The 13,861-nt window shown below is 67.6% G+C and carries 13 protein-coding genes; 6 read left to right on the top strand and 7 right to left on the bottom strand.

The window, feature by feature from the left end; all coding sequences use genetic code 11:
- Positions 1 to 213 precede the first annotated feature (213 nt).
- Positions 214 to 2,487 carry an EAL domain-containing protein gene (locus N878_RS25800; RefSeq protein WP_021446354.1) on the top strand — a complete coding sequence of 758 codons (2,274 nt, stop codon included), beginning with the start codon at positions 214 to 216 and terminating at the stop codon, positions 2,485 to 2,487.
- Between the two features lie 3 nt (positions 2,488 to 2,490).
- Here the strand turns inward: N878_RS25800 and N878_RS25795 are convergent, their stop codons facing one another.
- The 7 genes from N878_RS25795 to arcD form a co-directional block, all read right to left on the bottom strand.
- Entirely contained in the window at positions 2,491 to 2,784 is a 294-nt protein-coding gene (locus N878_RS25795; protein ID WP_021446353.1) for a copper-binding protein, read from the bottom strand.
- A gap of 19 nt (positions 2,785 to 2,803) precedes the next feature.
- Positions 2,804 to 3,298: a plastocyanin/azurin family copper-binding protein gene (locus N878_RS25790; RefSeq protein WP_021446352.1), complete on the bottom strand. Its 495-nt coding sequence runs from the start codon at positions 3,296 to 3,298 to the stop codon at positions 2,804 to 2,806.
- A gap of 57 nt (positions 3,299 to 3,355) precedes the next feature.
- A complete protein-coding gene (locus N878_RS25785; RefSeq protein ID WP_021446351.1) occupies positions 3,356 to 4,768 on the bottom strand; it encodes a multicopper oxidase family protein in 1,413 nt (470 codons plus the stop codon).
- Between the two features lie 16 nt (positions 4,769 to 4,784).
- On the bottom strand, positions 4,785 to 6,185 hold the full coding sequence (locus tag N878_RS25780; protein ID WP_021446350.1) for a TolC family protein: 1,401 nt from the start codon (positions 6,183 to 6,185) through the stop codon (positions 4,785 to 4,787).
- Positions 6,172 to 6,471: a hypothetical protein gene (locus tag N878_RS25775; protein WP_021446349.1), complete on the bottom strand. Its 300-nt coding sequence runs from the start codon at positions 6,469 to 6,471 to the stop codon at positions 6,172 to 6,174. Before N878_RS25775 ends, N878_RS25780 begins: the two co-directional genes overlap by 14 nt.
- 74 nt (positions 6,472 to 6,545) lie before the next feature.
- Positions 6,546 to 6,941 (bottom strand): hypothetical protein, encoded by a 396-nt coding sequence (locus N878_RS25770; RefSeq protein WP_021446348.1) that lies wholly within the window; start codon positions 6,939 to 6,941, stop codon positions 6,546 to 6,548.
- A gap of 69 nt (positions 6,942 to 7,010) precedes the next feature.
- Positions 7,011 to 8,438, bottom strand: coding sequence for an arginine-ornithine antiporter (gene arcD / locus N878_RS25765; protein WP_021446347.1), 1,428 nt, complete (start codon positions 8,436 to 8,438; stop codon positions 7,011 to 7,013).
- A gap of 163 nt (positions 8,439 to 8,601) precedes the next feature.
- Here arcD and N878_RS25760 point away from each other — a divergent pair, with 163 nt between their 5' ends.
- The 5 genes from N878_RS25760 to N878_RS25740 form a co-directional block, all read left to right on the top strand.
- A complete protein-coding gene (locus tag N878_RS25760; RefSeq protein WP_021446346.1) occupies positions 8,602 to 9,579 on the top strand; it encodes an alpha/beta hydrolase in 978 nt (325 codons plus the stop codon).
- 138 nt (positions 9,580 to 9,717) lie between these two features.
- A complete protein-coding gene (locus tag N878_RS25755) occupies positions 9,718 to 10,404 on the top strand; it encodes a hydrolase (protein WP_003243736.1) in 687 nt (228 codons plus the stop codon).
- An 82-nt stretch (positions 10,405 to 10,486) separates the two neighbouring features.
- A complete protein-coding gene (locus N878_RS25750) occupies positions 10,487 to 11,065 on the top strand; it encodes an antibiotic biosynthesis monooxygenase (protein WP_021446345.1) in 579 nt (192 codons plus the stop codon).
- 137 nt (positions 11,066 to 11,202) lie between these two features.
- Positions 11,203 to 13,044 carry an amidohydrolase gene (locus tag N878_RS25745; protein WP_021446344.1) on the top strand — a complete coding sequence of 614 codons (1,842 nt, stop codon included), beginning with the start codon at positions 11,203 to 11,205 and terminating at the stop codon, positions 13,042 to 13,044.
- A 1-nt stretch (position 13,045) separates the two neighbouring features.
- The coding region (locus N878_RS25740; RefSeq protein WP_021446343.1) for an MFS transporter at positions 13,046 to 13,861 on the top strand (816 nt) is incomplete at its 3' end.

The following is a 13,861-nucleotide window of genomic DNA, read 5'->3' as shown; positions in this document are numbered from 1 at the left end:
CGATGCCGCGGCCGCCTATGTCTGGCTGAGCCTGGCCCGGGACAACGGCGAGCCGCGCGCCGCAGCCAGGCTGCAGCAGCTGCGCGCGCAGCTCGACGATGCGCAGATCGCCCAGGCTCAGCAGCGGGTACGCCGGACCCTGGAGCAACAGCGCTGATGGCTACCCGCCCCCGGCTACCCGGCATGCCGTCGAGGTCCTCGAAGCAGCTGCTGATGCTGCTGGTTCTGCTGCTCGTGGCGCTGTTCATCGCGGCGATGTGGGTGATGTCCTCGCTCAACCTGGACTTCTCCCAACGCGCCATGGCCGAACTGCGTCGCGGCCAGATCGAGGACAGTTTCTACGCCAACCTGGGACGCATCAACGGCCACCATAGGCGCATGGAGCAGCACACCGAAGCGCTCGCCCGCCTCGGCGAGCTGCTGCAGCGCAACGCGCTGGGCCACGAACTGGCGGCGCAGCTGGAGCAGAAGCTGCGCGATTTTCCCGATGCCTTCGGCGTCGGCCTGTGGTTCGAGCCGGGGAGTTTTCCGGCCCTGGGCGAAGCCCCCGGAATCTATGCCCACTGGGGCGCCGACCGGCGCATCGAGGTAAGCCGCCAGACCGGCGACCCGCGCCAGCAGGACTGGTATCGCAGCCTGCTGCACAGCGAGCAGGATCGTAGCCAGACCCTGACCGAGCCGCTGCTGTGGAGCGCCGCCTACTACAACCCGCTGCCGGATGCCGCGGTGATCACCCTGGCCACGCCGCTGCACGACCGTCGCGGGCGCATCATCGGCCTGGCCAGCAGCGACTGGCGCAGCGAGGACGTGGTACGCCTGATCAGCGATATCAAGCTCACCCCCAACACCTTCTCCTTCCTGCTCGACCGCGACAACCGCAAGCTGAGCAGCCTCAACGAACAGGAGGACATCCCGGCCGCACAGCGCATCATGGACGCCATCCTCGCCGAACAGCTGGTCCGCGCCGCGACCGAACCCGTCACGACGCCGGGCGAACGTGCGCCGCTGCACAGCCGCGAGTTGCAGATCGACGGCGCGCGCTATGCCCTGCTGTTCGCCATGACCCGCGCCGACATGCTGTTCGGCCTCGGCGTGCCGCAGAACGAGATCGACGCGGTGCTGGCGCCGATGCGCCAGAGCAACTACCGCATCCTCGCCGTCACCGGACTGGTGCTGCTGGTGCTCGGCGCCCTGCTGCTGCGCCTGATCGCCAGTGCCATGCGCCAGCTGGAGGCCTCCTACACCGATCCGCTGACCCAACTGCCGAACCGCGCCCGTCTGCTGCTCGACCTCGGGCGCACGCCGCGGCCGAGCCTGATCCTGCTCAACCTGGATGCCTTCAAGGAGATCAACGGCTTCTACGGTCACGCCTGCGGCGACCAGATTCTCCGCCATCTCGGCGCGCAGCTGGACCAGCACCTGCGCCTGGCCCCTGGCGAGGCACGCCTGTACCGCCTGACCGCCGACGAGTTCGCCGTGCTGCTGCCGCGCCAAAGCGGCGAACAGCTGGAGGCGCGCATGAGCGAGCTGAGCGCCTTTATCCAGCGCCAGCGCCTGGACTGGCAGGGCCAGGAGATCGGTTTCAACGCCACCCTCAGCGCCGCCAGTCTCAGCGCTGGCGAGGCGCGCCAGGGCCGCGACAACCTGCTCGCCTCGGCCGCCATTGCCCTCAAACTGGCGCGCCTGCAGCAGAAGAACCACCTGCTCTACGATCCGGCGCTGAAGATTCGCGAGGAATACGAACAGAACCTGCTGTGGGCCAACAAGGTCAAGGCGGCGCTGCAGGACGACCGGCTGCTGCCCTACTTCCAGCCGATCCGCGACAACCACAGCGGCAGCATCGGCAAGTTCGAGTGCCTGGTGCGCATGCGCGACGACGACGGCCAGGTGATCAACCCCGGTCGTTTCCTCGGTGTGGCGAAGAAGATCCGCCTGCATCGGCAGATCACCTGGGTGATGCTGGAAAAATGTCTGGAACGCTTTCGCGAGCTGCCCTACGAGTTTTCCATCAACCTGTCCTATGAAGACCTGACCGATCCGCAGCTGAGCCAGGCGATCAAGCTCAAGCTGCAGCAGAGCGGCATCGCCCCGCGGGTGATCTTCGAAATCCTGGAGTCCGAGGGCATCGACAACTACAGCCAGGTGCACGCTTTCATCGAGGAGGTCAAGGCACTCGGCTGTCGCATCGCCATCGACGACTTCGGCAGCGGCTACTCCAACTTCGAGCACCTGCTGCGGCTCAACGTCGATCTGATCAAGATCGACGGCAGCCTGATCCGCCAGCTCGACAGCGACCCCAACGCCTACGCCGTGGCTCAGGGCATCGTGCAGTTCGCCCGTAGCCTGAAGATGCAGACGGTGGCCGAGTTCGTCCACTCGGCGGCAGTGCAGGAGAAGGTGCTGGCCCTGGGCATCGACTATTCCCAAGGCCAGCATATCGGCATGCCGCAGGCCGAACCGGTGGCTCTGTCGGCGCCACAGGGCTGACCCCTACTCGACTACCTGCAACTCGGTGACGATATAGCGGTTGCCCTCCTGGCGCGCCTGGAAGCGCACCTGGTCGCCGGCCTCGACGCCGTCAAGCAGACTGGCCGGCTGCACCTCGAAAACCATGGTCATCGGCGGCATGCCGATGCTGGCGATGGGGCCGTGGCGCAGGGTGATCTTCTGCGTGGCAGCGTCCACCTTGCGCACCTCGCCCTGGCTCAGCGGCGCGGGGTCGGCGGCCTGCAGCGGCAGGCTGAACAGGGCGGCCAGGGCCGCGATCATCAGTTGCTTCTTCATGCGTGTTTCCTCTCTTGGGTCAGTCGGCCAGCACCTGGATGGTGCCAACCATGCCGGCCTGGTAATGGCCGGCGATCAGGCAGGCGAAATCGAATTCACCGGCGCGGTTGAAGGTCCAGATCATCTCGCCGCTCTGCCCCGGCGCGATATGGGCCATATAGGGCTCGTCGTGCTGCATGCCAGGAAACCTGGCCATCAGCGCGGCGTGCTCGTCCAGTTCGGCGCGGGTGCCAATGACGAATTCATGGAGCATCTGCCCGTCGTTGCGGTGGACGAAACGGATGGTCTCGCCCTGCCTGACCTGCAGATGGTCCGGGGTGAAGCGCATGTGGTCGGTCATGCGGATCTCGATGGTGCGGTCGACCTGCGCCGTATCGCCGGCGATGCCCCAGGGTTTCTGCTCCTTGATCGTCGCGGCGGCCTGATGGCCCTTGTGCGCCTCGCTGTGGGCCAGCGCCGCCGGGCTGCCCAGCAATCCGCCCAGGGTCAGTACCAGTAGCTGTAGTGATTTCATCGATCCATTTCCTCAAATTGCGTTATGGCCGGGCCGCACATGCCAACCCGATACCCGTCAATGCCCGGCATGCCCGCCCGGCTTGCGCACCTGCACTTCCACCGGCGTCTCGAGCGGCTGCTTGAGCGGCATCGACTGGCCACCGCCGTCGTGCGAGCGGCTCGGGCTGGCCAGTACGCCCTTCCACTCATGGGCCACAGTTCCGGCCGGATGCCTGAACCAGCCGGGGTCGCGGTAGTCGCCGGCGGCCTGCTCCTTGCGCACCTTGAGCATGGTGAACATGCCGCCCATCTCCACCGAGCCGAACGGACCGTCGCCGGTCATCATTGGTACGGTGTTGTCGGGTAGCGGCATCTGCATTTCCGCCATGTCGGCCATGCCGCGCTCGCCCATCACCATGTAGTCCGGAACCAGCTTGGCGATCTTGCGGGTCATGTCGCGGTGATCGACGCCGACCAGGGTCGGCACGTCGTGGCCCATGGCGTTCATGGTGTGGTGGCTCTTGTGGCAGTGCAGTGCCCAGTCGCCCTCCTCGTCGGCGATGAACTCGAGCTGGCGCATCTGCCCCACCGCCACGTCGGCGGTCACCTCCGGCCAGCGCGAGCCGACCGGGGTCGGCCCGCCGTCGGTGCCGGTGACCTCGAACTCGTGACCGTGCAGGTGGATCGGGTGGTTGGTCATGGTCAGGTTGCCGACGCGCAGGCGCACGCGCTCGCCCTGGCGCGCCACCAGCGGGTCGATACCGGGGAACACGCGGCTGTTGAAGGTCCAGAGGTTGAAGTCGAGCATCTGCATGATCTTCGGCGTGTAGGCGCCCGGCTCGATGTCGTAGGCGCTGAGCAGGAAGCAGTAGTCGCGGTCCACCTCGCTGATCAGCGGATGATGCTCCTTGGGGTGGGTGACCCAGAAGCCCATCATGCCCATGGCCATCTGCACCATCTCGTCGGCGTGCGGGTGGTACATGAAGGTGCCGGGGCGACGGGCGACGAACTCGTAGACGAAGGTCTTGCCCACCGGGATCGCCGGCTGGGTCAGGCCCGCCACACCGTCCATGCCGTTGGGCAGGCGCTGGCCGTGCCAGTGGATGCTGGTGTGCTCGGGCAGCTTGTTGGTGACGAAGATGCGCACCCGGTCGCCCTCCACCACCTCGATGGTCGGCCCCGGCGACTGGCCGTTGTAGCCCCACAGGTGGGCCTTGTAGCCGGGCGCCAGCTCGCGTACCACCGGCTCGGCGACCAGGTGGAACTCCTTGACGCCGTTGTTCATCCGCCACGGCAGGGTCCAGCCGTTGAGGGTGACCACCGGGTTGTAGGGCCGCCCGCTGCCCGGCTGCAGCGGCGGTTGGGTGTCGGCGCTGGCCTGCAGCACCGGCTCGGGCAGGGCCGCCATGGCCACCCGGCTGACCGCCGAAGTGGCCACCGCAGCGCCGATGGCGCCGGCCCCGAGAAAGAAATCGCGTCGTGAAACCATCTGGGAATTTCCTTGTTCAGTGGCCGGCGGCGGCCGGCTCGGCAGCAGCGGCAGGCGCCGCGCCGAGCGAGGGATTGGGCGCGCCCAACAGGGCCATGTCGAGGTCGGCGCGAGCCAGCCAGAAGTCGCGTTGCGCCTGCAGGTAGCCGTCCACCGCCTGCACCTGGCGGCGCGCATCGGCGAGCAGGTCGAAGGTGCTGATGAACATGCCGTTGTAACGCAGCAGGTTTTCCTCGGCGATGCGCTGGCGCAGCGGCAGCACCTCGGCGCGGTAGTGCTGCGCCAGCTCGAAGGCATTGCGGTAGGCGTGGTAGGCCTCGCGCACCTGCGAGCGGGCGTTGATCGCCGTCTCGGCGGCGCGGTTGAGCGCCTGGCGATATTGCGCCTCGGCCCGCGCCACCTTGGCACCGCTCCAGTCGAACAGCGGCAGTTCGACGCTGATCTCGTAGCCGCGCTGGGTCGGCTCCTCGTTGGAACGGTTGTTGACCACGCCCAGTTCCAGCACGTTGATGAAACGCGTGGTGCGGGTCAGACCGAGGTTCTGCGCCAGGCGCTCGGCATCCAGGCGCACGGCCTGGATGTCCTGGCGCTGGCTCATGGCCAGGCGCTCCACGTCCGGCAGCTGGTCGGCGCTGTTCGGCAGCGCCGGCAGGCGTTCGGGCAGGCGGTAGTCGAGCTGCTCGCCCCACAGGCCGAGCAGGCGAGTCAGCTGCTCGCGGCTGCGCACCCGCGCCTGTTCGGCCTGGATCAGGCCGATGCCGGCCTCGGCGTAGAAGTTCTGCTGCTCGGCCTGCTGCAGCTTGCTGAAGTTGCCCACCGCGGCCAGGCGCCGGGCCAGCTCGGCGCCGGCTTCGGCGGCGTCCAGCACCTGCCGCGCGTAGACCAGGCTCTCCTCGGCGGCGACCGCCTGGTACCAGGCCTTGCGCGTCTCGCTGGCCAGGTCGAACACCGCCAGGCTGGTCTGCCGCTGCAGCTGCTCGAAGCGCCGCCCTTCCAGGCGCGAGGTCAGCGGCAGGGCGATCAGGCGCGCCAGGTTCAGGTGCAGGCCGCGCTCGTATTCGACCTCGCTGCCCTTCTCCAGACGGCCGTAGGAGAAGCCGGGATTGGGCAGGCGCCCGGCCTGCACGCGCTCGGCCTCGCCGATGCCCAGCTCGTCGAAGGACGCCTGCAGGCCGCGATTGTTGAGCAGCGCCAGCTGCATCGCGGCGTCCAGGCTCAGGGGTTCGGCCAGCAGCTCGGCGACGCGCGCCTCGATCTGCCCGCGCCCGACCTCGTCGCGCGCCCACAGCAGCTGCTTGTCCAGCTGGCGCTCGGCGTTTTGCTGCACCGGGTCGAAGCCGCCGTCCTGGCTGAAGCCGGCGCAACCGGCCAACAGCAGCGCGGCGCAGAGCAGCACGGCGGATTTAATGGTGGTCATGGCCACCTCCCTCGGCGGGCTCGGCACCCTGCTCGGCCGGCTGCTCCCAGCCCTCCATGCTGTAGGTGCGCCAGCCGCCGATACGGCCGACCAGGTCGTTGGCCGCGCGCCAGTCCTGCAACGGCTCGTCGGCCTGGGCGCGGTAGTGCTGCAAGGGTGAACGGTAATCCTGCGCCGGCACGGCGGCGTTGGCGTCCAGCGGGTCGGGCTGGGCCGCCATCAGGATGCCAGGCAGCGCCAGGGCGGCGATGCCCAGCAGCCATCCGGCAAGGGAATGCAAAGTCATGATGTGTTCTCGCGTACGGCGGCCAGGCGGCCGCGTGAGCTACAGGCGCCGCAGGACGGCGCTACCTAAGGGGCTCAGGCGAGAGAAAGACGCGGGGGGCGTTCGGGCGTGTCGGCCACGCCGACGATAAGGCGGTCGGGCCAGGCTGTAGCCGGCTCGACGGCTTGCAGGGCAGAGTCGTTCAGAAACGGCTGGCTGGGCGCGGCGACGCCGACGCAGAAGGCGCACAGGGTACAGAGGCTGCCATCGCCGGGAGCCTCGCTGCTGGCAGCAGGCGCGCCATCCTGATGCGCGTCATGTGCGCTATCGGCCGTCATCTCGTGGTGCTCGCCATGCTCGCTGCCGCTCATCTGCAGGGCGCCGCTGCGATGCACCTGCTCGCACAACTGCATGCCGAGCGCCGCCATGGCCTGTGCCGGCAGGGCCAGCATCAGTATCCAGATCAGGGCGGTACGCAGGGTTTTGCGCATGGGGGTCGCGAGGCCAGAGTCAGAGGGCGATGGGGCGGATTATCCGCGCGCTGGCCGCTTTGTCCAGCACTACAAGCTCAGATGCCCGGCATACAGGCCGTAGCCGGCCAGCGCGGCGGTCAGCAATACGGCGGCGAAGATCGGCCATTCGAAGCGGGTGAACAGCATCTGCCCCTGCTCGCCCTTGGCCTTGAGAAACAGCAGCGCCCCCGGCGCATAGAGCAGCGCCGACAGCAGCAGGTACTTGACCCCGCCGGCATACAGCAGCCAGATCGCGTAGCACACCGCCAGCAGGCCGATGGCCAGATCCTTGCGGCGTAGCCCGGCCTGGTCTTCGTAGGTTTCGCCGCGCAGCGCCAGCAGCAGCGCATAGACCGCCGACCACAGGTAGGGCACCAGGATCATCGACGAGGCCAGGTAGATCAGCGACAGGTAGGTGCCCTGGGAAAACAGGGTGATCAGCAGAAACAGCTGGATCATGCCGTTGGTCAGCCACAGCGCGTTGACCGGCACCTGGTTGGCATTCTCCCGGCGCAGGAAGGCCGGCATGGTGCCGTCCTTGGCGGAGACGAAGAGGATTTCGGCGCACAGCAGCGCCCAGGACAGCAGCGCACCGAGCAGCGACACCGCCAGGCCGATGCTGATCAGCACCGCGCCCCAGCGCCCCACCACATGCTCCAGCACCCCGGCCATGGACGGGTTCTGCAACGCAGCCAGCTCGGGCTGGCTCATCACCCCCAGCGACAGCAGGTTGACCAGCATCAGCAGCGCCAGCACGCCGAGAAAGCCGATCACCGTGGCCTTGCCCACATCGCGGCGGCGCTCGGCACGCGACGAGTACACGCTCGCCCCTTCGATGCCGATGAACACGAACACGGTGACCAGCATCATGTTGCGCACCTGCTCCAGCACACCGCCGAACTGCGGGTTGCTGCGGCCCCAGATGTCGCGGGTGAAGATGTCGCGGTCGAAGGCCAGGCCGACGATGACGATGAACAGCAGGATCGGTACCAGCTTGGCCACGGTGGTGATCAGGTTGATCAGCGCCGCCTCCTTGATGCCGCGCAGCACCAGGGCGTGTACGCACCACAGCAACACCGAGGCGCAGGCGATGGCCAGCGGCGTGTTGCCCTGGCCGAAGGCCGGGAAGAAGTAACCCAGGGTCGAGAACAGCAGGACGAAGTAGCCGACATTGCCCAGCCAGGCACTGATCCAGTAACCCCAGGCCGAGGAAAAACCCATGTAGTCGCCGAGGCCCGCCTTGGCGTAGACGTACACCCCGCCATCGAGCTGCGGCTTGCGGTTGGCCAGGCCCTGGAACACGAAGGCCAGCGCCAGCATGCCCACCGCGGTGATGCCCCAGCCGATCAGTACCGCGCCGACATCGGCCCGCGCGGCGATGTTCTGCGGCAGCGAGAAGATCCCGCCACCGACCATCGAGCCCACCACCAGCGCGGTCAGCGACCCCAGACCCAGCTTGCGACTTTCCCCTGTCATGCCCACCTCGTCCGGACGCCAGCGACTCCGCTCTCACTCTAGCAGCCCGGCAGCAGCCTGATGCCAAAACGGCAGGCCGGTACAAGCCGGCTCGACCGCAAGGGCAGAAGATGCCCGACGCAGTAGCGCTACAGCTCCTTCAACCATCATGAGGTCAATCGCCATGCAGCCCTCCCCCAACCTGGGCGCCGGCAGTCCCGGCGTCGAACGCAACACCCAATCCTTTCTCGAAGCCCTGGCCGCCGGTGGTGGCACGCCCCTGGAACGGCTATCGCCTGCGGAGGCCCGCGCCGTGCTGGTAGGCGCGCAAGCCTCGGTCGAGGTCGATCTATCGGCCGTGGAAACCCGCGAACACAGCATCGAGGCCGCCGGCCAGATGCTGAAGCTGGTGGTGGTGCGCCCGGCAGGCAGCCAGGGCAACCTGCCGGGCTTCATGTTCTTCCACGGTGGCGGCTGGGTGCTGGGCGACTACCCGACCCACGCACGGCTGATCCGCGACCTGGTGGTGCATTCCGGCGCCGCGGCAGTCTACGTCGACTACACCCCCTCGCCCGAAGCGAAATACCCGACTGCGATCAACCAGGCCTTTGCTGCGACCCAATGGGTGGCCGCCAATGGCAGCCAGATCGGTGTCGATGCCTCGCGCCTGGCCGTGGCCGGCAACAGTGTCGGCGGCAATATGGCGGCGGTGGTCGCCATCAAGGCGAAAGAGGCCGGCACACCGAAGCTGCGTTTTCAGCTGCTGCTGTGGCCGGTGACCGACGCCAGCTTCAACAACGCCTCCTACAACCAATTCGCCGAGGGGCATTTCCTCACCCGCGGGATGATGGAGTGGTTCTGGGACAACTACACCACCGACCCCAAGCAGCGCAACGAGATCCACGCCTCGCCGCTGCGCGCCAGCCTGGAACAGCTGCAAGGCCTGCCACCGGCCATGGTGCAGAGCGCCGAGATGGACGTGCTGCGCGACGAAGGCGAAGCCTACGCCCGCCGCCTGGGCGCGGCCGGCGTCGCGGTCAGCGCCGTGCGTTACAACGGCATGATCCACGACTACGGCCTGCTCAACGTGATCGCCGAGGTGCCTGCGGTGCGCACTGCCATGCAGCAGGCCGGCGCGGCGTTGCGCGAACACCTGGCCTGAGCGCCACAGCCCGATACCAGAACCGCAGTTACATCCAATCCAGGCGGCGACCGCTCTGCAATAGTCCTTTCGTCTACCCGACGGTAACGACCGACGGGATGCGTGCATCGTCCACCGCCTCACCGACAGGTAACCGCTATGAGCAATCCAAAAACCGAAGTCCTGACCCCGCACAACAGCCAGCTGATCTTCATCGACCAGCAGCCGCAAATGGCCTTCGGCGTGCAGAGCATCGATCGGCAAACCCTGAAGAACAACACCGTGGGCCTGGCCAAGGCGGCCAAGATCTTCAACGTGCCGACCATCATCACCACGGTCGAGACCGAGAGCTTCTCCGGTCACACCTACCCCGAACTGCTCGCCGTGTTCCCCGACGCGCCGCTGCTCGAGCGCACCTCGATGAACTCCTGGGACGACCAGAAGGTTCGCGACGCGCTGAAGAAGAACGGCCGCAACAAGGTCATCGTTTCCGGCCTGTGGACCGAGGTGTGCAACACCACCTTCGCCCTCTCCGCCATGCATGACGCCGGCTACGAGATCTACATGGTCGCCGACGCCTCCGGTGGCACCTCGCAAGCCGCCCACGACTACTCCATGCAGCGCATGATCCAGGCCGGCGTGGTGCCGGTGACCTGGCAGCAGGTACTGCTGGAGTGGCAGCGCGACTGGAAGAACCGCGACACCTACGACGCCGTCATGGCCCTGGTCAAGGAACACTCCGGTGCCTACGGCATGGGCGTGGACTACGCCTACACCATGGTGCACAAGGCGCCTGAGCGTGTGCAGCACGGTCCGACCCTGGCCCCGGTGGCAGCCCCCATCTGAGCCGATGACGGCCGAGCCGGTGACGCGCCCCGCCGCACGTCACCGGCTCGGCAAGACCCAGGCCACGCGCAGAGTCTCCAGCATGAGCGAGACGCAACAGGAAACCGTCACCCTGGTGGTGCGCCACCAGGTGCGCCCCGACCATGTGCCGCGTTACGAGGCCTGGCTACGGCGCATCATCGCCACCGCCAGCCAATGCCCCGGCCACCTCGGCGTGGACGTGGTGCGCAGCCGTCAGGCCAGCCTGGCGCAATTCACCTGCGTGCTGCGCTTCGCCGGCCTGCAGCAGTTGCAGAACTGGATCGACTCGGAGCAAAGGCGCCAGTTGATCGCCGAGGTCGAGCCGCTGCTGCGCGCCGGCGACCAGCTGGAGATCGCCCAGGGCAAGGAGTTCTGGTTCATGCCGGAAAGCGCGCAGACGCCGCCGCCCCGCTGGAAACAGGTCTGCGTCACCTTCCTGGTGATCCTGCCGCTGAGCCTCCTGGTGCCGCTGCTCTGGCAACCCCTGTTTCAGCTCGCTCCCTGGCTCGGCGGCTACCTGCCGAGCAACATCGTGATCACCCTGAGCATCGTCCTGCTCGTGGTGTACCTGTTCATGCCCATGGCCACGCGGCTGTTCGCCGCCTGGCTGAGCCCCAGCACCGACGAGGATCGACCATGAGCCAGGATCCCTCCGACCCGAAACGTCGCCATTTTCTCGCCACCAGCAGCGTGCTCGGCGCCGCCGGGGCACTGTGGTCCACCCTGCCCTTCGCCGCCTTGTCCGGCGACTCATCCGCCAGTTCACCAGGAGGCAACATGAGTGCCGACCTCATTCTGTACAACGGCCGCCTGCACACGGTCGACCGCGAAAAACCCCAGGCCAGCGCCGTGGCCATCAAGGACGGACGCTTCGTCGCCGTCGGCAGCGATGCCGAAGCCATGGCCCTGCGCGGCGATGCCACGCGCGTCATCGACCTGCAAAAGCGCACGGTGATTCCCGGCCTCAACGACTCGCACCTGCACCTGATCCGCGGCGGCCTCAACTACAACCTGGAGCTGCGCTGGGAAGGCGTGCCGTCGCTGGCCGATGCCCTGCGCATGCTCAAGGAGCAGGCCGACCGCACGCCGACGCCGCAGTGGGTGCGCGTGGTCGGCGGCTGGACCGAGTTCCAGTTCGCCGAGAAACGCCTGCCGACCCTGGATGAGCTGAACAAGGCGGCGCCCGACACCCCGGTGTTCGTCCTCCACCTCTACGACCGCGCCCTGCTCAACCGCGCCGCGCTGCGCGCCGTGGGCTACGACAAGAACACGCCGAACCCGCCCGGCGGCGAGATCCAGCGCGATGCCAGCGGCCAGCCCACCGGCATGCTGATCGCCCGGCCCAATGCGCTGATCCTCTACGCCACCCTGGCCAAGGGGCCGAAGCTGCCGCTGGAGTATCAGGTCAACTCCACCCGCCAGTTCATGCGCGAGCTCAACCGCCTGGGCGTGACCAGCGCCATCGACGCCGGTGGCGGCTACCAGAACTACCCGGACGACTACCAGGTGATCCAGGAGCTGGCCGACAAGGATCAGCTCACCGTGCGCATCGCCTACAACCTGTTCACCCAGAAGCCCAAGGAAGAGCTGACCGATTTCAAGAACTGGACCAGCAGCGTGAAGCTGCACCAGGGCGATGATTTCCTGCGCCACAACGGCGCCGGCGAGATGCTGGTGTTCTCCGCTGCCGACTTCGAGGATTTTGTCGAGCCGCGCCCGGATCTGGCGCCGAGCATGGAAGCCGATCTGGAGCCGGTGGTGCGTCATCTGGTCGAGCAACGCTGGCCGTTCCGCCTGCACGCCACCTACGACGAATCCATCTCGCGCATGCTCGACGTGTTCGAGAAGGTCGACCGCGACATGCCGTTCAACGGCCTGCCCTGGCTGTTCGACCACGCCGAGACCATCAGCCCGCGCAATATCGAGCGGGTACGCGCGCTTGGTGGCGGCATCGCCATCCAGCACCGCATGGCCTTCCAGGGTGAGTACTTCATCGACCGCTACGGCGCCAAGGCCGCCGAAGCTACCCCGCCGATCCAGCGCATGCTGGCCGAAGGCGTGCCGGTCGGCGGCGGTACCGACGCCACCCGCGTGGCCAGCTACAACCCCTGGACGGCGCTGTACTGGCTGGTCAGCGGCAAAACCGTTGGCGGCACTACGCTCACGCCACAGGGTCTGTCGCGCGCCACCGCGCTGCAGCTGTTCACCCACGGCAGCGCCTGGTTCTCCAGCGAACAGGGCAAGAAGGGTCAGATCAAGGTGGGGCAGCTGGCCGATCTGGTGGCCTTGAGCGCGGACTTCTTCAGCATCGAGGAAGAGCAGATCAAGTGGCTGGAGTCGGTGCTGACCATCGTCGGCGGCAAGGTTGTGCATGGCACCGGCGAGTTCGACAAGCTCGCCCCGCCAACGCTGCCGGTACTGCCGGACTGGTCGCCGGTGGCCAAGGTGCCCGGGCACTGGAAGCCGGTCGCGGCGCCGCTGTCGGCCAGCATCCACCAGTGCGTCGGCGCCTGCGCCGTGCATCAGCACCAGCATGACCGCGCGCGCCGCAGCAGTGTGCCGGTGAGCGATCACCAGGGCTTCTGGGGCGCCTTCGGCTGCTCCTGCTTTGCCTTCTGACATGGCCAGCGAAAAACCTTCGCCCTGGGGCGCACTCAAGCACAGCACCTTCCGCTGGCTGTGGCTGGCCAGCATCGCCTCGAACATCGGTACCTGGATGCACGAGGTGGGTGCCGGCTGGCTGATGACCAGCCTGTCGGCCAACCCCATGCACGTGGCGCTGGTACAGGTCGCCGGCTCGGCGCCGATGTTCCTCCTGGCGCTGCCGGCCGGCGCCATGGCCGATATCGTCGACAAGCGCCGCTATCTGCTCGGCGTGCAGCTGTGGATGGCGGCGGTGGCGACGCTGCTGGCCGTACTGACCCTGCTCGGCCTGACCACGGTCTGGCTGCTGCTGGGCATGACCCTGGCCATGGGCGTCGGTACCGCGCTGATGATGCCGGCCTGGTCGGCGCTCACGCCGGAACTGGTGAGCAAGCGCGACCTGCCCTCGGCCATCGCCCTGTCCAGCCTCGGCATCAATGTCGCCCGTGCGCTCGGCCCGGCCATCGCCGGGGTGCTGGTCAGCTTGAGCGGCCCCTGGGCGACCTTCGCCCTCAACGCCCTGTCGTTCTTCGCGGTGATGGCGGTGCTGCTGACCTGGAAGCGCGAGCGCCAGGTCGCCAGCTTCCCGGCCGAACGCCTGCTGGGTGCCATGCGTGCCGGCTGGCGCTACAGCCGCGCCTCGAAACCGCTGCAGGCGGTACTGGTACGCGCCGCGGCCTTCTTCGTCGGCGCCAGCGCCGGCATGTCGCTGCTGCCGCTGATCGTGCGCGGCGAGCTGCAGGGCAGCGCCAGCGACTTCGGCCTGATGCTCGGCAGCGTCGGCGTCGGCGCC

Source organism: Pseudomonas sp. EGD-AK9, assembly GCF_000465935.2.
Classification (GTDB): domain Bacteria; phylum Pseudomonadota; class Gammaproteobacteria; order Pseudomonadales; family Pseudomonadaceae; genus Aquipseudomonas.
This window is presented reverse-complemented; position numbering and strand designations above follow the sequence as displayed.